Source organism: Corallococcus sp. M7 (assembly GCF_054512695.1).
In genome coordinates, this window is record NZ_CM137252.1 from 3396159 (window position 1) to 3416195 (window position 20037).

Genomic DNA, 20037 nt, shown 5'->3' on the forward strand with positions numbered 1-20037 from the left:
GCCTGCGCTCCGTGTAGCAGGATGGGACCGAAGTGCAGGAGCGCTGGCACCAGCAACGGCACCACCACCACCGACAGGCCGACCCACACCAGCAGCGTCCGGTCCGAACAGTCGCGGAAGAGGAGCAGCGCGAAGCCCAGCAGGGCATAGGTGGAGAGGACGTCTCCCGTCCAGAGCACCGTGAGATGCATCACTCCGATGCCCAGCAGTACCAGCAGACGCCGTGAATACACCGGCACGACGGAGGCTCCTCGTGACGCGGCCCGTGTCAGCTGGATGGAGAACCCCAGCCCGAAGAGGAAGGCGAACAGCGTGACGAACTTCTGGTTCACGAAGAAGTGGTAGAGCGCCGTGACGGCCGCTTCGAAGGGCGGCGCCGCCAGTGCCTGAGCCTGCTCTCGCGGCATCAGGACCCGGCCGCTGAACCAGGCGAAGCTGTTCGACACGAAGACGCCCCACAGCGCGAAGCCGCGCAGCACGTCCAGGAGCGGCAACCGTTCGGAGGCATCCACCGGACGCGCGCTGGAGATGGCGGAGACGGAGTCGGACATGCGTCCAGCAGATGCCTCCGCCCGCTTCGCGTCAACGCATGCGCCTCGTCATGCTCCAAGGCCTCACTCCACGCGCAGGGAGGGTGACCGCGCGTGAAGGGCTCAGGTGATTTCGAGCACCGGTGCTTCGCGCAGGAAGGACATGCGGCGCGGTAGCTTCCGCGCCCAGAAAGCCTCCACCGACCTGTGGAAGAGCCGCAGCAGCGCGGCGCCTTGCCTGCCTTCCAGTTGAGCCAGTTCCTTCGCGGAGCGGTCCAACAGAGCGCGGGCCCGCTGGTACTCGCCGCGCACCCAGGACCGTCCTGCTTGGGCCGTGAGCAGTGAGTCGAAGTCCTCGGGCACATGCCCCTGGGCGCGCACTTCCGCGGCGACGTCGGCGGGTACGTTGAAGAGACCCTGGGCCAGGTCCTCGCGCAGGTCTCGCATCACGGAGCACCAACCCAATGCCGCGAGCAGGGATGGGGCGTCTTCTGCTCGCACCTTCGCGTCCGCGACGTGCAGCATCAGGCTCACGGACAGCCGGAAGGTGTTTTCGAGCTGGGTCTGGAGCGTTGCCTCGTCCCACCAGTGCCCATCACGCACCCGCTCGCGGTCCCGGCGCATCGTGCGCACCAGTTCGAGCACCTGCTCGCGGGCCGCCGGGTCGGTCAGCGCTGTGAGCAGTACCTGTCCCAACGTCACCGCCGTGTCGTGGAACTCCGTCGCGGGGCCCGGCGCTCCTGACTCCAGCGTGCGCAGGAGCGCGTCGATGGCATCCAACGGTTCTCCTTCGACGGGGCGGTCTCCATCCAGCACGTCATCCACCATCTGGAGGAAGCAGAACCCTGCTCGTGCTCTTCGCGCCTTGCGCCAACGTCCCAGGGACTGCTGATACAGGGCGAGCGCGATGAGCCCGTAACGCGGATGCCTGCGCGCGAAGCGGTACATCTCCCTCGCGCAGAGGGACTCCACCCGCACGGCTTCGAGGAATGCTTCTTGCCGGACCCGGGGCGCCACGACACGCCACGTGCCCCAGGCGAGCAACGCTCCCGCGAGTACGTCCACCAGGTGGTGCTCGTGGATGAGCAGCGTGGACGCCGCGATGGCCAGGGCCCACAGCGCGAAGAAGGTGCTTGCCAACGGTCCTGAACGCTCGCGATAGGCCAGGGCTGCCGTGCAGGCGAAGGCGACGTGGAGCGACGGCAGGTAGTTGCGCTCCAGGTTCATCGTGTCCGCGGCCTGGAAGATGGATGCCCAGAGTCCGGTGACGGCACGCGGTGGCCACGCCACCTCCACCGGCAGGACGAGGAAGCAGAGCGCGCCCAGTACCGTCTCCGCGCACAACGCCAGTGCGAAGGGGAGCATCTGTCTCCACGTCCGGAAGATGAACAGGGACAGGAGCAACAGCACGTCCATGCTGACGTAGACGGCGGCCCAGCCGGGCATGAATGGGAGGTGCTGCTCGAAGGGCAGGTCCACGCGCAGGCCGCCGGAATAGAAGCCCGTCACCCAGCTCGCGCCGCCGTACACCATCAGGAAGAACAGCGCGAAGCCGCACGTCATCGCGCCCGTGCGTTTCAGTTCTTCTCGCGCTGGCCAGCCGAAGAGCGCGCCTTCCGTGTGCGCTTTGTTCCCATCGGACGCGCTCACTTTGGCTGCTCTGGGAACGGCCGGGGCCCTCGCCACATGGACAGCCAGATGGTCAGGAAGGATGGCCGGGGCACGTTCTCGTCCACGTAGCGGCCCAGGTAGAGCCAGGGCACCTGCGGGTACCGGTGGTGCGCCCGGTGGTAGTGGTAGTTGAGGAACACCCAGCGCACCGGCGCGGTGACCTTCAGGTCCCATGCACCTTCGCGCACGTCCAGCGGTGACCACGCGTGGTCCGCGTACTGGAGCGAGCTCCAGTTCACCGCGAACGCCGCGTAGCAGAGAGCCCACCCCACGAGCGTCAGGTCCAGCGCGTAGGCCAGCCCTGCCTGCACCGCCGCCATCCCCAACACCTCCATCCGGATGGCCGCCCCCGGTGCGTCCTCCAGCCGCCCCAGGTACGCGTCCGCGCCCGTCTGTTCCCCATAGCGCGTGCCCGGTCCTCGCAGCCTCCGTAGCAGGCCCGGCGCGAGCGCGAATGCCAGCGCTCCCAGCGGTACGAACAGCCAGTAGATGCCGGTCAGGATGACGTACCACTGCGCATACTTGAGGAAGCGGTGGTCGCCCGGGTGCAGATAGTCGAACTGCTCCCGCGCCGTGCGGTTGTACCGGTGATGCGTGAGGTGGAAGGCTCGCTGCAGCGTGAACGACGTGGGGAAGAACGCAGCCGCCAAGCGGCCCAGTCCGTCGTTGATCCGCCGCGACGGGTGCAGCACCCCGTGCGTCGCTTCATGCAACAGCGAGAACACCGTGTTGTTCACGTAGGAGAACACCCCAGCCGCCACCAGCCGCACCCAGAGCCCTTCCGCGTGCGACGCCGTCCACAGGCACAGCGCCCCCGCGCCCATCGCCGCGACGAGCAGCACCGCGTTGAGCGCGGCGGGAATCGGCGGAGCGTCATCGGCGCGCATCGTCGCCGTCCTCGGGCAGGCCCACCGCGAAGTCCAGCAACTGGCGCATCACCGGATCCGCCGTCGCCGTCGCGACGTTGAAGCGCATGCCGTCCAGCACGGACAGGTCCCGGCGCAGGAACGACGTGTACAGCCACCGCGACACCCCGAGCACCAGCGCCGCCGCGCCCGGAATCCGCCCCCGCCTCGCCGCGACGGCGAGCCGCACCGACGTCCCCTCCGCCACCGGCGTCAGGCTCGCGAGCAGCAGCCCCCGTGCCCGGCCCAGGTCGCTCTTCACCGAGATCAACGTCCCGCCGTGCAGCGTGAGCTCCACCCGGATGCGGTTTCCCGACAGCGCCTTCATCAGCCGGTCGCTCGCGCCCGTGCCGATGACGCGCGACGTGTAGCGCAGCCGCAGGGTGTACCGGTCCGGGGTCTCCCAGGTCGGCGTGTCCCACAGCTCCCGGTGGTGCACCGTGCGCAGGTGGTCCAGGTCGAACGAGTTCGCCGCCAGCGGCAACCACGGACAGCCCACCGTCACCGGAGGTCCCACGTTCCAGAGGTGCTCCCCACCTTCCAGGTCGGGTGGGGGAAAGAGCGCCTCGGGGCCGTTGAACACGAGCACGCCACCGAAGCGCTCCTCCACCGGCCACGCCCGGGGGCCCGGTAGGGCGGACACGTCGCTCCGGCCAGGCACGGCCCGGCAGCGGCCCCCTCCGTCGAAGCTCCAATGATGCAGCGGGCAGCGCAGCAGCTCGCCCTGGACGGTGCCGTGCTTCAGGTGCGCGCCCAGGTGCGGGCAGTGCGCGGACAGGGCGTGGACCCGGCCCTGCTGGCTTCGGAACACCACCACCTCCTGGCCACCCACCTGAACGCCCATCGCGTGGCCGGGCCGCAGGGCCGCGGACGGAGCCACCAGGTACCAGGAGCGTGGGCGCGAGGGCCCGGGGAGACGGTCCGGAACCACCCCGGCCAGGACGGGAACAACCATGCCCGGACCCTACCGGACCCGGTGTCTCCAGGGCCACGGGGGGGCCGGTCGAGACTGGCTTTACGCCCGGGTTCCTGGTTTGTCAGGCGCTGGCGGAACCGGGCACGCCGCCCCGACGGGGCGGGTCTGGGAAGGGACGTGTGACATGGCAGGCGATACGGCGGGCAGCAGTCGGGGCGGTTCGTTGCGGGGCGGCACGCTCCAGGTGGTGCAGTCCCTGGCGGCGCAAGGCGAGCCGGAGCGCGCGGCGCAGCTCTACGAGGAGCTGGGCGCGGCGCAGCGCGAGCGGCTTCGCAAGGAGGCCGCGCAGGGGACGGTGAAGGAGCGCCACTGGCTGGTGGACGTGCTGCGCCGGGCGCGTGACTTCACGGGCGCGGCCCGGCTCCTGGACGGCAGCGGCGACGACGTCTCCGTGGCGGACCTGTACGCCCAGGGCGGTCAGCACGTGGCGGCCGCGGAGGCGTACCTGCGCGCGGGCGAGGTGGAGCGCGCCGCGGCGGCTTTCGAACGGGGTGGGGCGCTGGAGCGCGCGCTGGAGGTCTACCGGGGCCTGGGGGCTCGCGAGTCCATGGCGCACTGCCTGGTCCGCCTGGGCCGCCCCTTCGAGGCCGCGGACCTCTACAGCGAATTGGGACAGGCCCACGCGGAGGCCGAGGCCCTGGGCGGCGTGCTCGCGGAGGACCCCCGCTACGTCGAGGCCGTGCTTCGCACGTGCAAAGTGTTGGACGCCGGCGGCTTCACGCACCGGGCGCTCGCGGTGCTGGCGGACGCGCTGAGCAGCGCTGACCACCTGCGCGCGGATCCGGTCCTGGTGACGGAGAAGGCGCGGCTCTTGCGGCGCATGGGCCTGGACGTGGAGGCGGAGGCGCTCCTCGCGCGGCTGGCCGCGGGCGCGACCGTGCCGGAGGCCAGTGGCTACCGTTTCCTCAAGGCCATCCCCATCTTCGGCGAGTTGCCGCTGGAGGACATGAAGGACCTGTACCGGCTGGCGCGGCCCGTGACGGCGGCGCCGGGCACGGTGCTGCTGGAGAAGGGCGCTCCCGGCACGGGGCTGCTCGTGCTGCTGGAGGGCACCGTGGACGTCTTCTCCGGCAATGAGGCCAACGCGCGGCACCTCAACACGCTGGGGCCGGGCTCGTTCCTGGGAGAGATTTCGCTCGTGCAGGACGGACCCGTGTCCGCGAACGTGCGCGCGAAGACGGCGGTGCGCGCGCTGCGCATCACCCGCGAGAGCTTCCAGCACTTCCTGGCCACGCACGACGCGGCCTCGCTGCACATCTACCGGCTCTTCACGCAGAACCTCGCGGCGCGCGTGCGGGCGCTGAGCGGCTGAACGCGGCCGTGTCCCCGCGGGCCCGGGCTTGCTACGGTCCCGCACCATGGGTGATGCGACAAGGCTTGAAAGCGCACGCAACGTGCGCGTGTCCGCGGAGTTCTGGAAGCAGTGCGCGGCGCTCCAGGGCAGGAATGCCTTCCTGGATGCGGTCCTCCTGAAGGGCCCCACGAAGGCGGGCGAGCTCCAGCTGGCGCTGCCGGAGTCGACGCGGTTGCTCGGCTACGCGCGGCAGGAGAAGGACTATCTCGCGTTCCTCCGCACGGTGGAGTCCTACCTGCCGCGCACACCGGAGGTCGGGTACCGCTCGTGGGGAGAGGCCCTCTTCGAGTCGGAGGCCCAGGCGCGCTGGCACGTCACCTTCCACTTCGGCACGAAGCCCCAGGTGCGCGTGCGCCGCGCGGCCTGGGTGGACGTGAGCTTCAAGGACGCGAAGCCCCTGGTGGCGCCGAAGAAGCCCGCGGGCGGCAAGGGTGAAGTGCTCTACGCGCACGAGGACGGCGAGTTCTGTGCGGTGCGGGTCGCTCGCAACGTGCTCAACCTTCGCAAGGGCCACCTGGGGTCTCAGGGGCGCACGTCCTCCAAGCGCTTCGCGCATGAGTGGCAGGCGAAGGCCGCCGCGGACCGGCTGATGAAGAAGCTGCGCGCGGAGGGCTTTACCCGGCGCAAGAACTGAATCGGAGGCGTCATGCGAGCACTCCAGCCCCGCCCGTGAGGAGGCAGGCGAGCGCGACGAGGGGGCCTTTCATCGGACCCCGGTCCATCCCCATCCTCCTGGACAACCTCCCTGTCCGGAAGGATGCCCCGATGGCTTCAATCGACGCACTGAGGCAACAGGCCCGCGCGAACTGGCGCACGTGGTTGGCGTGGGTGGCCACGCCCATCGCCGCGCTGCCGCTCCTGGGGGTGGGCGGCCTTCGCCGGGTGGGCCTCGTGGACGAGGCGGCCGCGGGCGCCGTGGGGCTGGGCCTGGTGTCGCTGACGCTCATCGGCCTGGGGCAGCTCCCTCGGGGGCCCGTCCGCCCGGCGGGTGGGAAGGCGTGGAAGCGGGCGTCGAAGGACTTCCCGATCTCCGGTGAGATGGTGCCGGAGGAGTTCGCCGCGTCGATGGCGTCCGGCCACTGACGCTCAGGGACGGCGCTCGATGCCGATGGCGATGGAGGGGCCGGTGAGCGCCTCGCCGGTGCCGTCGTACAGCGACACGACGCCCAGGCTGGCGGAGAGCACGGTGGTGCCCGAGCCTCCGGTGCCCTTGATGAAGCTGCGCACGCCCAGCTCGCCGAAGCCCCATCCGCTGGCCGAGCCGCCGCCCGCGCCGAAGAGGGAGAGGCTGGGCGTGAGGGGCACCTGGACCTCGCCGCGTCCGGAGCCGAAGCGGAACTGGTTGTCACGCGAGAGGATGGCGGAGTTCCACGCGAGGTGGAATCCGTCGAGCGCACCCAGCCGCAGCACCTGCTGGAAGGACACGCCCGCGTTGGAGTCGCACACGGTCCTGGGATTGATGGGCTCGTAGGTGTTCGGGTCGTAGTCGACCAGGGTGGTGCACTCCTTCTGTCCGAACAGCGCGCCCGCGCCGATGCCGACCTCCAGGAAGTCGGTGGAGTAGGCCGCGGCGACATACGCGGAGCCCGGCGAGTGGCGCAGGCCGGTGCCCAGGCCGAAGCCCACGGGGTCCAACTGCGCGCTCAGCACCAGGGGCAGGTCCCCGGGCCGCCACGCGATGAACGCGTCCAGGAGCAGACCGCCCGCGCGAGCGGACTTGCCCTCCCGCGTCTTCGCGTCCAGTGCGAGGAAGGGCCGGGCATGGAAGCCGTAGCGCAGGCGTGGCAATCCGGGCTCGGGGAAGAAGAGGCGCGCGGTGGCGGGGGCGTCGGTGATGACGGCGGTGTCGCCCACGCGCACGTTCTCCCCGCGGCCCAGACGGGCGATGGCGGTGTCCTCGCGAGATTCGATGACCTTCAGCACCACTTCACGGGAGTCCTGCGTGCGCACGCGGACGCGGGTGCCTTCGCCCAGGCCGGCCAGGGCGCCACCGGAGAGCGTCACGTCGCCATCGTGCACGGCGGTGACGGTGAGCCGGGAGGCGGAGGGGACACCCGTGGGCGGCGGGGACCTGGGGCGGAGGCGGCGCCTGGGTGACGATGGTGAGGTCGCGTGCCGCACCCAGCGCGGAGGCCAGCGAATCCGGCTGGGGCTGTTCCGGCGAGGCGAGAGAGAACGCATGGGCCTCCTCTCGCTGTTCGATGGCGAGGAGCGACTGGCCCACGACGACGAGCCGCACGAAGCGCCGGCCCTCCTCGATGCGCCGCACGAGCTGAGGCGAGGCGCCGTCGAGCTTGAGCACGGCGATGCCGCCACGGCCGAGCGCGACGTAGGTCACGCCCTGGTGAACGACGGAGTCGAGGACGGGGCCCAGGCCCAGTGTTTCCGCGGCACGTGAGGCCGGGGACACAGGAGCCTGGGCGACGATGACGGAGGCGAGGAGCGCGGAGCCGAGCATGAGGCTCGCTGTATATCGCTCCTGGCCTCCGGGGTTCCTGGACTTTGGGTCAATCCTAGTCGACGAGCAGCCGCTTCACGGGGGCAGGGTCCACGGCCACCATCAGGGGGCGGGTGAAGTGGCTGAACGACATCAGCGCCTGTCCTGGAGCGAGCCGCGACACACGGTTCCAGAGGCTTTCGTCGATGCTGCCCACCGACTTCTGCATCCGGCTGATGACCGCGCCGTCGGTGATCTTGTGGATGATGAAGTTGTTGAGCAGGGCCAGCACCTCGTTGGGCAGGTGCTGGGGCAGCTGCGTGACGAAGACGAGCCCCAGCCACCGCTTGCGGCCCCGCTTCGCGATGCGCGACACCTGCTCGAACAACACGGGCATCTGCTTGATGCGGCTGGTGGACAGGAACTCATGGGCCTCCTCGATGATGATGAGCACGGGCGTGACGGGTTTGTTCCGCTCGGCGGCTTCCTGGTAGCGCCGCTCCTGGTGTTCCTGGAGCCCCCGGAGGATGTCCGCGATGACCAGGTTGTTCAGCTGCGGCGAGTCCGTGTTCGACAGGTCGATGACCGACACCCGCCCGGCCTGGAGCATGGAGTCGTAGTTCACGCCAGGGGTGTTCTCGACGTCGAAGACCTTCAGCCGCTTCAGCAACTGGAGCTTGTTGCCCAGGGTCTTCCAGCTCGACTCATGGGTGCTCTTCTGCGCCCTGGCCCGCCCCTTGACCAGGTTGACCTTGGTCCGGAACTCGCTGAGGAGCGTGAGGCCCCGTCGCATGGCGGGGCCATCGTCGGCGTTGTCATCATCGGCCTCTGGCTCCGCATCATCGGCCTGCTTGCGGCGACCACCGCCCCCCTTCGTGGCCGACTTGCTCTCGCTGCCCAGGATGTATGTATAGGTATTTACGACATCCAGGATGTGATCGATGGTCATCCGCGGATAGCCGGTGTCCTGTTCATCCAGCTCCAGGACCTGCTGCTTCTCGGCCTCGTTCCGAGGGAAGATCTCGAAGTCCTCGAGGAGCAGCTTCGTGACGTCGAAGGCGCGCAGGAAACGCTCATGCTGCGCTTCCGTCATGCTTAGGATCTCCGAGATGGCATAGGGCGACAGGCTTGAGAATTTCAGTGAAAAGCCATGCCGGTGCTTATGCCTGGGATTGCGACTGTCCCGGCCCGTGAGGTGATGGATATGAAGGTCCTTCACCCCTTCCGGCTTCTGCTTCCGCTGCGTGAGCAGCGGAATCATCGTTTTGTGGTCGGTGGGCTGGTCCACGTGGGTGTATTCACCCTCCACGTCGAAGACGATGGTCGCGATGCCGGAGAGCTGCGCCCGGTGGATGAGCGTCGCGACCGTCGTGGACTTGCCGCCACCCGTGGTGCCAATGATGCCCGTGTGGCGGGGGAGGATGGCCTTGTCCTGGGCATTCAGCCGCGCCTCCATGTTGTCATACCCCACGACCCGGCCCAGGCTCATCGCCCCGCCCACGCCCAGCACCTTCGCGCTCTCCTCCTCGCTCAGCACGAAGACCGGGCTCTGGGGCCGGGGCCGGAAGCGGGGCGGTTGCAGCACGCCGCCGACCTCCTGTCCCAGCAGCTCCACCTCGGCGCGGCCGTGGTACTCGAACGTGTACGTCAGCTTCTTGCCGTGCGTGATGACACCCACGGCCATGGTGGAGTTCGCGGGGACGGCGTTGGGCTCCGCGAACGGTCCCCGGACCACGACCCCCAGGTAGTCACGCTTGTCCTCGCGCGACTTCACCCGCACGAGCGTCTGGGAGGCCAGCCGGGGCAGGTCGTCGCGGGTCATCAACACCGTGAGCACGTTGTCGTCGCTGCTCGACGTGTCGAAGTGCGTGAAGCCCACCGCGTTCGCCAGCTCCGGGTCGGGTTGGTACAGCCCGGCCCGGTTGCTGATGTCGGCCAACTCGTTGAGCGTCCTGGGCGGCGTCTGACTGATGAGCGGCCTTTTCGGCCCCTGCTGCGGCGCGGGCCTGCCGTCCGCGGAGACAGGCGCGGCGGCGGGCTTCGCGGGGCCTTGCGCGGAGGGGGCCGCGGGATTGCCAGCCTGCCGGGGTGGAAGAGGCTGCTGTGCGGGGTTCGAAGCGCCGTTGAGCGACGCGGGACCTGCGGGATGCGGTGTCTTGCCGTTGTTCGACATGGTGTGTGTCTTTCCCCCGTTACCGACGTGATTCGCGCTCGAGCAGATACTGGAGGTGGGCTCCCGCCTGCGCGTAGGCGTCCTGCACCAGGCCCTCGAAACCGTCCTCGCCGAAGACGCTGCGGCACGTGAGCTCCGCGACGTCCAGGAGGAGGGGATAGCTCTTCTCCAGACGCAGGACGCTGTCCGCCATGGCCACGCGGGCGGCCATGTGGACGTGCTCTCGGTGCGCGTAGAACAGACGCGGAGCCGTGCGGCCCGAGACCCGGAAGACGCCCAGGAGCACGTCCTTGCCGTGGTTCTGCACGAACTTCTGGGCCAGCGGCAGTCGGGGGTCGGTGGCCTTCCACGCGTGAAGCAGTTGTTCGCTCTGCCGCTCCAGCGTCTCGAAGACGATGTACTCGCCCGCGTCGAGCGCCAGGCCCAGCGTCAGCAGCCCCCGCTCCATCTGCGCGTTGGAGACGAACACGAACTTCTGCTGGTCCCGGACGAGGCGCTCCAGCACGTCCAGCGAGGCCTTCAACAGGCTGAGGTGGCCCGAGCCGGTCAGCAGCTCATGCGCGAAGGGATTGCCCTGCCCGATGCGCCACTCCGCCGTCACCTTGTCCACCAGGATGGCCCGCTCGGCGTAGGTGCGGATGCCCCGCTGGGCCAGCCGGGAGAGGATCTCCCGGTGGCTGACGGTCTTCGAGTTGTGGCGGTTCGCGATGTAGTCGATGGCTTCCTTGAGCGGATTGGTGTCCTTCGCCGCCAGGTCCTTGCGGAACAGGCGCTGGGAGAAGGTCCCCGCGCTTCCCTGGTATCCCACCGCCGCGACACCAATCTGGGTGATGCCCAAAGGCAGACTCTCATGGGACACCGACGTGCCGAGCACGGCGACGACATTGCCGGGAAACAGCAGGCCTTCGTGGATGGTGGCCAGTTCCTTGCCGTAGGCCCGGAACACGCCCGACTCCGGAGGGGCGCGCTTGCGTCCCGCGAGCCGTGGCAGCAGCTCCGTGCGGATGACCTGCCGCATGCGGTCTTCCTTCTGGACCGACGTGGAGACCTCCCGCTGGAACCGGGTCATGATCTCCTTCGGATCCACGCCCGGGCTCCACGTGTCCAGGTTCAGCGTCTGCGCCAGATCCTCGCCAAAGGTGGACCGGAACTCCTGGTCACCCAGGAGGTTGGACTCGTCGTCATCGGGGAGAGTCTCGTCAGCCATTGTCACCTTTCGTCATCACCGAAGAAGTCGATCACGGAGAACTCCGGATGCCGGCGGCGCTTGCGCAGCATCCGGGCGTAGGTCCGCGCGGCGGCCGTCGGCAGACCGAACACGGTCTCCAGGCGCCGGGGGCCCTCAGTCGCGGATACTTCATTCAGCTGTGCGCGCGCTGCTGCCATGGGCGCGAGGAGCTCCAGGGCCAGGTGGTCCGCCCGTTGTTCCGCCAGCAGCACGGCCCCCGAGTCCACGTCTCCCCCTTCGCCGCGGTCCATCAGGTGCACCTGGAGGCCCAGGGGCACGTCGCTGAACCGCGAGCCCATGTACTCATCCACCCGGGGCGCCCGTTCGCCGTCGAGCACGGGGAGGATGTCCTCGCCGAAGAAGTCCAGGGCCCGGGCCCTGGGCAGGAGGTGGTCGAGCACGTAGTGCGCCACCTCGTGGGCCACGGTGAAGCGTTGCTCCGCCTCGGAGTCGTCGCTGTCGAAGAACAGCGTGGCGGCTCCCGCCCTGGCCACCATGCATCCGTAGAGTCGCCGGTCGGCGCCGCTCAGTTCGTCCGACAAGCCGTGTTGGGCGAACCATTGGCGCACGCCCTCCACCGTCAGTCCCGGCAGTCCCACCAGGTCGAGCGGATGCCGCCGTGGGGCCTCCGTCGCGATGTCGCGGGGAAACCCCGGTGGGAAGGAGAGCCGGCTCTGGGTGACGGCCTCCACCAGCCATTGCTCGGTCATGGATCGAGCTCGTCCTCGAGCGGGGCTTCATCGTCGCGGTCGCGGGCCGCCAGTTGGATGGGCCCCTGGGCCTTGCCTTGGGCGGGCTTGCGCAGGGTCCGCAGGACCTGGACGCGCCGGAGCACCAGCACGAGCTTCTGGAAGTCGACCTCGAAGCGGGCCGCGATGGCGCGAGTCTGTTCCTCGAAGGCCGGCCCCTCCGGCGTCATGCAGAGGGACAACCACTGGAACACTTCCGGCGTGCACCCCAGCCGCTGGACCAGCGAGTCCTCCGACAGCTTCTCCATCTCACGGTAGGCAGTGAAGACGTGGCCGAGCATTCCCGCCTCGCCGGTGCTGCGCTCCGCTGCCCGCTTCAACCAATCAGGATTCGTCATCGTGTCCCTCCTCGAAGAGGCGCTTCAGCGCCTTCATGAGGCGGTCCTGGTTTCGCTTCACCTCTCGCCGGCGTTCGAGCTGGGGCAGGTGCATCAACCCCAGCACCTCCGCCAGGCGGTCCGTGGACCGCTCTCCGGTGAGCATCAGTCGCAGACAGGCCTGGTCCCTTTCGGAAAAGCCTGCCTGGTCGAACTTCTTCAAAATCAGGTCCACCTCCGCGCGGGTCTCCATGTCCTTGTTCGGTTCCCTGGACCAAACTGCGACAGCACCCCCGAAATCCCTGTTTCGGAGTGTCCTGGCGCTGGAGGAGCGGAAGCGATCCTGGGCTCTACGCAGGGCAATGCGTCCCAGATAGGTGCTCAGGCTGCTCTTGTGTGGGTCGTACTTCAGGGGCTTCTGGAGGTACGCGTACACCGCGTCGATGGCCGAGTCGTTGGCATCGTCATCGTTACAGCCCGGGTTCCTTTTCAATGCCTGGATCAGTGGATCCATGAACGTCAGGAAGACGTCCACGGACGCCGTCCGGTCCCCGCTCAAGATCCGTTCGTGAAGATCTCGTCCATTCATCCCCCACACCTCACTGACATGCGCACGCCCGCTTTCAGGTTGGCTCCGGTCCGTACGGACTTTCGCTACAGGCCTGTAGAGTTCGACGACAGAGCGTCTCCATCCGAGCCGGCAGGTTGGCGAGGTCTAGGATCGGTGTCTGTACCTCGGAGGTGGTACTGCCTTTGGGAACAGGGTCTCGCGTGATCCCCCGGGATCGAAAAAGACCCTGGTCTCCGTGCAGGGAGACCAGGGTCCGTTTCATCCCGTTGCGCCGTGTTTCAATGCATCGCGCCAGAGGGCGTTCCGCCGGCCTTCTTCCATGCATCAATGGCGCGAAGCACTTCATCCCGGAGGTCCCGGCCAATCCGTGGATACGCGTCATCCTCCAGGTTCGCCAATGACACACGGGCCGACCAGGGAGGTCCGTCGAAGCCGCTTCCATTGAGCAGCACCACGCCGTAGCGCCGGGCCAGCGTGAAGACGATCTCCAGCGGGTCGTGGTGGTCCTCGATGAAGCGGACGAAGTCCTCGCCAATGTGCTCGCGGCACCAGGCCTCCAGATCGAGCGTCTGGTAGTAGGCCGTGCGCAGCGGGTCCTCATGCAGCGGAATGCCCATGCCTTCGAACAAATCCCGGAGCCGGTCCTGGCAGATGCGCTGGCAGTACTTCTTGTAGGCCCCGTCCTTGTCCAACAACGCGAACAGTGAGAACAACGTCATCTGGAGTTGCTGCGGCAACGACAGGCCCGCCGTGTGGTTCAACGCCACGGCCCGGCTGTCCGCCACCATCCGGTCAATGAACTTCAGCCGCCCCGGGTGCAGCGAGATGGCGCCATACCGAGCCTCCATCAGCGCACGCTCCGACGCGGGCTGCTTCGCCAGCGCCTCATCCAGGATGTTGTCCTCGTGGAGCGCCACCACGCCCAGCCGCCAGCCCGTGCAGCCGAAGTGCTTGGAGTACGAGTACACCAGCAGCGTGTTGCGCGGCAGGTCCGCGGCCAGTGAGCGGAAGCCGTTGACGAACGTGCCGTAGACATCATCGGTGATGATCAACAGGTCCGGCCGGCGCTTGCGCACCAGCTCCACCAGCTTGTGGACGGACTCCTTCCGCATCGCCACCGCGCCCGGGTTGGACGGGTTGACGACGAAGAACGCCTTGACGCGCGGGTCCTCCAGCTTGCGCAGCTCCGCGTCCGGGTACTGCCAGGTGTGACGGCCGTCTTTCGTGGTGGCGCTCTGCAGGATGTCCACCGTGCGCAGGCTGAACTCCTCCAGGCGCGGAATCTCCAGGTAGGGCGTGAAGATGGGGGCGCCCAGCGCGATGGTGTCTCCCTTGCGCAAGAGGCCGTTCACCATCAGCGAGTGGAAGAGGTAGGTCATCGCGGCGGTGCCGCCCTCCACCGCGAACAGGTCGAAGCGGCCGGAGGGTGGCCGTCCCGTGAACAGCTCCTGCGCCAGGTACTCCTGCACGATGCGCTCACCGTGGGCGAGCATCCGGTCGGGCACCGGGTAGTTGTCTCCAATGACGGCGTCCGTGAGCTCCCAGACGAACCGGTCCGGGTTGAAGCCCAGCGTGTGCACTCCGTACGTCAGCGCGCCGCGCAACAGCTCCACGGCGGGCTCGTCATCGCTCGCCTCCAGGAAGTCCTGCAGGCGCCGGGCGATGCCCGGGGACCGGGGCATGCCCGCGAGCCCCACCTCGGGGACGTCCCACGCCCGCCGGCTCTCCGCGAGCGCGAACTGCCCCAGGAGGAAGAAGGCCTCGCGTGGCGTGGTGGCAATCCAGTTGGGATTGCCCCGGCCCGCGTTGAGCATCACGGCCTCGCGGGTCTTCACGGCCTCGTCCGCGACCTGAAGGAGCTCGTCCTTCAGCTCGAAGGGGCTGAGCTTGTGGAGCTTGCGTTCGGAAGGGGCTCCCGGGGCCTCGGGCGTCTGCTCGGTCATGGTGTCCTCCTCCTGCGTCTGTCCAAGGTGAGCCACTCCCGGGAACCCAGGCCATGCGCCACGGGGTGGGGCGGGCGGAGGTGGCGGGCGGTTGGCCGGGTTCAGTGAAAAAAGACAACCCGCGAGCGCACTCGGCCGAGCAGCGACGAATGAAAGGTCGGGGCCGGACACACAAGTCCGGCAAGCACCGTGGAAACGAGACCCGCCATGTCTTCATTGAGTTGCCGTGTCGCCACTGCGCAGCGCGAACTGGATGACGCGCTCCGCGTCCGTTACCGGGTTTTTGGCGAGGAGATGCGGATGCTGGGGCCCAAGCGGCCCCGGGCTCCGCGCGAAGCGGACTGCTTCGACACGCTCCGCACCACCGCCCACGTCGTCGTCTACGCGGGCGAGGAGGCGGTGGCCACCGCGCGGCTGCTGACGCCCAACGCGGAGGTGGCGGCCTTCGCGGACACGGCCGTGGGCCTGGACATCGAGAAGAAGCTCGACCTGTCGGAGCTCGTCGCGCCGGGCCGCGTGTTCGCGGAGACCACGCGCTACTGCGTCACCCGGAGCTACCGGAACTCCGCCGTGCTGCGCCTCCAGGCCGGCCTGTATCGCGAGAGCCGCCGGCGCGGCGTCACCCACTGGATCGCCGCGGCCAACATGGAGACGGATTCACAGGAGGAGGCGGACCTCTATTACCTGGCCGCCGCGCGCCGGGGCTGGCTGAGCAACGGCTTCCGCGTGCGGACCCGGGAGTTTCCCCCGCCGCCCATGGAGCCCCTGGCCGCCCGGCTCACCCCGGAGGAGCGCGCCCAGGCCCGTGAGGGTGGGCTCGACGACCTGCGCATGCCGCCCGTGCTGTCGCTGTTCGCGGACAAGATGGGCGCGCGTTTCATCGCGCCGCCGCACTTCGATCCCGCCTTCAACCGCTTCACCGTGCCGCTCGTCGCCGCGCTGGATGCCATTCCGCGGCGGACGCTGAACCTCTTCGACTCACTGGACGCCGACGCCGCCTGACCCAAGGCCGGCGCGCTCCCCGCTTCCCCCTTCACCCTCAACGCAACACCCACCGGGTCTTCCAAGGGCCCCTGTCAGGAGACGTGTATGTGCAAGCAGCCCAAGCATGAGCAGACGGCGAAGACGGACTGGCTGGATTCCCTGCGGCACGAGGCGCGGATGCTCGTGCATGACCTGGACACGACGCCGGGCGTCCGGCGCCTCTTCGAAGGGCGCATCCGCCAGGACGACTACGTCCACTACCTCATCCAGTCGTACCAGTACGTGCGGTGGAGCGAGGGTTTCTTCACCGAGTCCGGCGAGCGCGTGCACCGCGAGGGCCGCAGCCCCGCGCTCGCGGAGCTGCTGTTCCAGAAGGCGCGCGAGGAGAAGGGCCATGAGCAGTGGTTGCTCAAGGACCTGAAGGCGCTGGGCTGGACGGAGGAGCGCGTGGAGCGCGCGCCCATCTGCCCCGCCGTGCGCGCCTACGTGGAGTGGAACCGCTTCACCACGCAGTCGGGCGTTCCCACCGCGTTCCTGGGCACGGCCTACGTGCTGGAGTACCTGTCCGTGAACAGGGCCCCGGGCTCCGTGGACCGGCTCATCGCGGAGAGCGGCATCCCCAACATCCACAAGGCCGTCCTCTTCCTGCGCGGCCACGGCGCCGCGGACGGGGACCACGTGGCGGACCTGGAGACGGAGCTGCGCAAGCTCACGTCCCCGGAGGAGCAGGCCGCGCTGCTCCTCTCCGCCCGCACCACGCGCACCCTGTTCCCGAAGTTCTTCCGGGACCCGTGAGCGCGCGCCCGGACCTCCTCACGCCGGCTTCCGCCGACAGGCGGCCTGGTAGAGGAGGTCCGTACGGCTCTCGATGCCCAGCTTGGGGAAGATGTTGCGCAGGTGCGTCTTCACCGTGTTGAGCGTCAGGCCCAGGTCCTCGGCGATGAGCTCGTTGCTCCAGTTGCTGAGGACCCCCTGGACCACTTCCACCTCCCGCCGGGAGAGCTTCTGTCGCCAGGGCTCCGGCAGCGGGATGGCCCGTGAGCACTCCTGCAGCACCAGCGCCCAGGGCTGGTGGCCGCGCTGCTCGGGCAGCTCCACGAACGTCACCTTCAGGTCGTGCTTCGCCCCGGAGCACGTCCACGTGTCCATGCCCGAGGGCCGCTTCGTTCCCAGGGCCTGGAGTCGCGTCAGGTGGTCGCGCAGCTCCCGGGGCAGCCGCGAGTCATCCGCCTTCAGCTCCTCCGGGTACCAGCGCCGCAGGAGCTCCGTCGCCCCCGGGGTCCTCAGCTTCTCGTGCTCCGGGGGCTCCATCACGACACACTCGGCGCCCTGCTGGCGGAAGAGCGCGTCCAGCAGATCTCCCCGCGTCGCCTCGTGCCCGAACAGCCGGCAGTTGCGCACCGTGTTCGCCAGATAGGGGGCCAGGTCCTCCAGCAGGGCCTGCTCCCGTTCGGAGAAGGGCAGGGCGTGCTCCCGGTACAGCGTGAAGCCGCCGTGCCAGCCCTCGCTCAACTCCAGGAGCACCGCCAGCACGTGCTCCAGGGGCAGTCCCATCTCCCGGCAGCGCAGGTACAGGAGGTTGCGCTTCAATTCCTTGCGCGACACCAGGTCCGTGGCCAGCTCCGGGTAGTGCGCGAAGAGGATGCCCGGGGCTCCCAACCCCATCCACTCGTAGTCCCCGGGCCGCTCCGGCCTGGAGACACACAGCGCCGCGTAGTCACAGGGCAGGAGTCGGGTGAGGACTCCCTGCGCGCGCGCCAGGACCTCCGTCAAATCCAATGAGCTGGAGAGTGCCTGGGTCAGCTCGAGCACGAGCCCCTGTTCGTGCGCGGTAAGGTTCATCCCACGGGCCTCCTTCCAACCGGTCCATGCAAGGACTTAGCGGTCGGAAGGCCCGCGGGTCTGTCCCCCACAAGGGGTATGGACGGGCTTCGCTTGCACGAAGCCCGTCCACGTCTGTCATTGCGGTGTCTGTCGAAGCGGGGCGGACGCTAGTTGCCCGCGCTGCCTTCCACCGGCGGGGTGCCCGTGGTGGGGCTGGCGGAGCTGCCCATCTTCTTGTTCTGGTCCCAGGCCGGCGGCGTCACTTCCATCTGCGCCCCCTTGTTGCCCGGGGTGCCCGAGTTCGGGGCGCCCGGCTTCGCGGCGGCCGAGTGGTCGCTGGTGCTGTTGCTCCCCTGCTCGGTGGAGCCGGAGCCGCCCACGCCCTCATCGACGCGGTCCGCGTCCACGGCGTTGTCATCGACCTCGTCCGCCGACTGGAGGTCCTCGGAGGCGGCGCCCGAGCCGCCCGTGGCCTTGTCCCAGCGCTGGGCGCTGTCCTGGGGCGCGTCCGTGGACGGCTCCTGCATGGGCGGGGTCTCGTGGTCGGTGTGGCTCTGCGCGAACGCCTGACCGGAGAAGGCGAGTGTTGCCAGTGCTGCCATCAGGGGGAGCTTCATGGGTGGCTCTCCTTCGAAGAACGTGTGTGCTTCGAAGGTGGCGACCGTTGGGTGGGAAACAAGCGCTTGACGCACACCCGGCCCACTGCCGTGTCCCCGCCTGCCGTGCGGGCAGGCGGCCGTCAGCCCGCCAGCGCGCGCGGAGGCACCGTGCCCACGGCCCAGGCGGTGAGCTTGCGCATCAGCTCCGCGCGGTCCTCCGGCACGGAGAAGAGGTGGTCCGCGCGCGGGTAGAAGGCGTAGGTGACGCGGCCCTCCAGCTTCAGCGGCGAGAGCATCTCGTAGAACTGGCCCTCGTGGTTGAAGGACAGCCCCATGCCTCCGGAGAACACGAAGCACAGGCTGACACCCCGCTCCAGCAGGTGCTTGTAGTCCTGCACCAGCTGCGAGCGCTCCGGGTACTCGCGCGTGTAGACCTCGTCGGCCTCGCCGGCCTCGCGAAGCTGGGCGGGCAGCTTGCGCTTGCGCAGGAAGCGCGTCCACCGGCGGGGGCTCAGGTAGCGCAGCTGGAAGCGCAGGTGGTAGCCCAGCGTGCGGTACGTGTACCCGTCGATGAAGGCCGCGCCCACCACGCGCGGATCCGCCACCGTCACCGCGTGCGCGCTGTCCACGCCGGAGCACAGGCCCATCAGCACGAAGCGCTTCTGGCCCTTCTTCTGCTCCAGGTAGTCGAGCGCCGCGCGCGTCTCCTCGCGGGCGCGCTGGAACTCGTCGGCGCCACCCTCACGGCGGGGGCGGCTGTCGCCCAGGCCGGACAAGTCGAAGCGCAGCGTGCTGAAGCCGCGCCCCGCCAGCTGGCGCGCCAGCTCCACCCACAGCCGGTACGGTCCCACGTGGTGGTTGAGGCCCACGTTGGACAGCACCACCGTGGGCGCCTCCGGCAGGACCTTCGCCGGATCCGGCTCCGTGAGGATGCCCACGAGGCTCTGCTCGGGGCCGAAGGTACAGATGCGCTCGCGCATCACGCGGCCTCCTTCAGGAGCGTGGTGATGGTCTGCAGGATGCGGTTGGACAGGAGCGCGGACTCCTGGCCACCCGCGCCCTCCTCGGGCACCAGGTGGTGCTGGAAGGGCAGGCCCGTCTTCTCCAGGCGCTCCTGGAGCCGCTGGTACTCGGGCTTCTGCGCGCTGGCCACCAGGTGTGTGCGCGTGGACGGCCACGCGGGCAGCGCGGCCAGGTCCAGCGCGAGGATGTCGTCGCGCAGGGCGCGCGGGAACGGGAAGCCGAGCAGCTCCTCGCGCACCTCCAGCGGGCTCTCGGGCCGGGGGAAGAGGGTGCGGGTGTCCCGCCGTGCCTGGAGCAGCTCCAGCTCCTGGAGCCAGGCCTCGCCCTCCACCAGGGGCTCCCAGAGCACGAGCGCGGCGGTGGACAGCCCTTCCGCCGCGGCGCGCACCGCGAGCGCCGCGCCCAGCCGCAGGCCCACGAGCGCCACGCGCTGCACGCCCGTCAGGTCCTGCAATTCATTGACGGCGTTGCGGATGTCCTGGACCCACGTGGCCACGCGGCCCTCGTGGACCTCGCCGGCCGAGTCGCCGGTGCCGTAGTAGTCGAAGCGGAAGACGTGGAAGCCCTCGCGCGCGAGCATCCCGGCCAGCTTCCGGAAGGCCCAGTGCGTCAACATGTACTCCTGCGCGGCGGGATAGCAGAGCACCACCCCGGTGGAGCGCTCGGCGCCCTGCGCGGGGTGGTGCATGCCAAAGAGCTGTCGTTCGGAGGTGCCGAAGAAGCAGGGCGTCACGGTCTGACCATTCTCCTCAA

The 20037-nt window shown here is 69.1% G+C and carries 20 protein-coding genes; 6 read left to right on the top strand and 14 right to left on the bottom strand.

Translation table 11 applies throughout. From position 1 onward, the window contains the following. Positions 1-653 precede the first annotated feature (653 nt). The 3 genes from ACX114_RS13820 to ACX114_RS13830 are packed head-to-tail and all read right to left on the bottom strand — an operon-like array spanning position 654 to position 4061. Positions 654-2180: a phosphatase PAP2 family protein gene (locus ACX114_RS13820; RefSeq protein ID WP_459298302.1), complete on the bottom strand. Its 1527-nt coding sequence runs from the start codon at positions 2178-2180 to the stop codon at positions 654-656. Continuing rightward, on the bottom strand, positions 2177-3088 hold the full coding sequence (locus tag ACX114_RS13825) for a fatty acid desaturase family protein (RefSeq protein ID WP_459298304.1): 912 nt from the start codon (positions 3086-3088) through the stop codon (positions 2177-2179). The genes ACX114_RS13820 and ACX114_RS13825 overlap by 4 nt, the downstream gene beginning before the upstream one ends. Continuing rightward, on the bottom strand, positions 3075-4061 hold the full coding sequence (locus ACX114_RS13830; protein WP_459298306.1) for a Rieske 2Fe-2S domain-containing protein: 987 nt from the start codon (positions 4059-4061) through the stop codon (positions 3075-3077). Before ACX114_RS13830 ends, ACX114_RS13825 begins: the two co-directional genes overlap by 14 nt. 145 nt (positions 4062-4206) lie before the next feature. On the opposite strand from ACX114_RS13830, the gene ACX114_RS13835 reads away from it, so the two are divergent. The 3 genes from ACX114_RS13835 (at position 4207) to ACX114_RS13845 (ending at position 6519) form a co-directional block, all read left to right on the top strand. Continuing rightward, positions 4207-5394 (top strand): cyclic nucleotide-binding domain-containing protein, encoded by a 1188-nt coding sequence (locus tag ACX114_RS13835; protein WP_459298308.1) that lies wholly within the window; start codon positions 4207-4209, stop codon positions 5392-5394. Between the two features lie 82 nt (positions 5395-5476). After that, positions 5477-6070 (top strand): hypothetical protein, encoded by a 594-nt coding sequence (locus ACX114_RS13840; RefSeq protein ID WP_459298310.1) that lies wholly within the window; start codon positions 5477-5479, stop codon positions 6068-6070. Between the two features lie 131 nt (positions 6071-6201). Next, the gene (locus ACX114_RS13845) at positions 6202-6519 is read left to right on the top strand and encodes a hypothetical protein (protein WP_459298312.1); all 318 of its coding nucleotides are present in this window, start codon (positions 6202-6204) and stop codon (positions 6517-6519) included. 3 nt (positions 6520-6522) lie between these two features. Here ACX114_RS13845 and ACX114_RS13850 read toward each other — a convergent pair whose 3' ends face one another. Then, positions 6523-7440: a hypothetical protein gene (locus ACX114_RS13850; RefSeq protein ID WP_459298314.1), complete on the bottom strand. Its 918-nt coding sequence runs from the start codon at positions 7438-7440 to the stop codon at positions 6523-6525. A gap of 175 nt (positions 7441-7615) precedes the next feature. Between ACX114_RS13850 and ACX114_RS13855 the strand changes: the two genes are divergently transcribed. After that, positions 7616-7834, top strand: coding sequence for a hypothetical protein (locus ACX114_RS13855; RefSeq protein WP_459298316.1), 219 nt, complete (start codon positions 7616-7618; stop codon positions 7832-7834). A 115-nt stretch (positions 7835-7949) separates the two neighbouring features. Here the strand turns inward: ACX114_RS13855 and ACX114_RS13860 are convergent, their stop codons facing one another. The 6 genes from ACX114_RS13860 to aspD all read right to left on the bottom strand — a co-directional run bounded on the left by ACX114_RS13860 (position 7950) and on the right by aspD (position 14854). Then, positions 7950-10046, bottom strand: a complete 2097-nt coding sequence (locus ACX114_RS13860; protein WP_459298318.1) for a helicase HerA-like domain-containing protein — start codon at positions 10044-10046, stop codon at positions 7950-7952. A gap of 19 nt (positions 10047-10065) precedes the next feature. Then, positions 10066-11253 (bottom strand): hypothetical protein, encoded by a 1188-nt coding sequence (locus ACX114_RS13865; protein ID WP_459298320.1) that lies wholly within the window; start codon positions 11251-11253, stop codon positions 10066-10068. 2 nt (positions 11254-11255) lie between these two features. Next, complete coding sequence (locus ACX114_RS13870; RefSeq protein ID WP_459298322.1) at positions 11256-11984, bottom strand: ImmA/IrrE family metallo-endopeptidase; 729 nt, start codon at positions 11982-11984, stop codon at positions 11256-11258. Continuing rightward, positions 11981-12361, bottom strand: coding sequence for a hypothetical protein (locus ACX114_RS13875; RefSeq protein WP_459298324.1), 381 nt, complete (start codon positions 12359-12361; stop codon positions 11981-11983). The genes ACX114_RS13870 and ACX114_RS13875 overlap by 4 nt, the downstream gene beginning before the upstream one ends. Beyond that, on the bottom strand, positions 12348-12875 hold the full coding sequence (locus ACX114_RS13880; RefSeq protein ID WP_459298326.1) for an RNA polymerase sigma factor: 528 nt from the start codon (positions 12873-12875) through the stop codon (positions 12348-12350). Before ACX114_RS13880 ends, ACX114_RS13875 begins: the two co-directional genes overlap by 14 nt. Before the next feature lie 314 nt (positions 12876-13189). Next, entirely contained in the window at positions 13190-14854 is a 1665-nt protein-coding gene (aspD, locus tag ACX114_RS13885; RefSeq protein WP_459298328.1) for an aspartate 4-decarboxylase, read from the bottom strand. 207 nt (positions 14855-15061) lie between these two features. On the opposite strand from aspD, the gene ACX114_RS13890 reads away from it, so the two are divergent. Both ACX114_RS13890 and ACX114_RS13895 read left to right on the top strand, forming a co-directional pair. Continuing rightward, positions 15062-15856 (top strand): GNAT family N-acetyltransferase, encoded by a 795-nt coding sequence (locus ACX114_RS13890; protein WP_459298329.1) that lies wholly within the window; start codon positions 15062-15064, stop codon positions 15854-15856. Positions 15857-15943: 87 nt separating this feature from the next. Next, on the top strand, positions 15944-16633 hold the full coding sequence (locus ACX114_RS13895) for an iron-containing redox enzyme family protein (RefSeq protein WP_459298331.1): 690 nt from the start codon (positions 15944-15946) through the stop codon (positions 16631-16633). Positions 16634-16651: 18 nt separating this feature from the next. Here the strand turns inward: ACX114_RS13895 and ACX114_RS13900 are convergent, their stop codons facing one another. The 4 genes from ACX114_RS13900 to ACX114_RS13915 form a co-directional block, all read right to left on the bottom strand. Continuing rightward, positions 16652-17680: a helix-turn-helix transcriptional regulator gene (locus ACX114_RS13900; protein ID WP_459298333.1), complete on the bottom strand. Its 1029-nt coding sequence runs from the start codon at positions 17678-17680 to the stop codon at positions 16652-16654. 149 nt (positions 17681-17829) lie between these two features. Then, positions 17830-18279, bottom strand: coding sequence for a hypothetical protein (locus ACX114_RS13905; RefSeq protein WP_459298335.1), 450 nt, complete (start codon positions 18277-18279; stop codon positions 17830-17832). Positions 18280-18401: 122 nt separating this feature from the next. Beyond that, complete coding sequence (locus ACX114_RS13910) at positions 18402-19241, bottom strand: alpha/beta fold hydrolase (RefSeq protein WP_459298337.1); 840 nt, start codon at positions 19239-19241, stop codon at positions 18402-18404. Continuing rightward, positions 19241-20017 carry an alpha/beta fold hydrolase gene (locus ACX114_RS13915; RefSeq protein ID WP_459298339.1) on the bottom strand — a complete coding sequence of 259 codons (777 nt, stop codon included), beginning with the start codon at positions 20015-20017 and terminating at the stop codon, positions 19241-19243. The genes ACX114_RS13910 and ACX114_RS13915 overlap by 1 nt, the downstream gene beginning before the upstream one ends. Between the last annotated feature and the right edge of the window lie 20 nt (positions 20018-20037).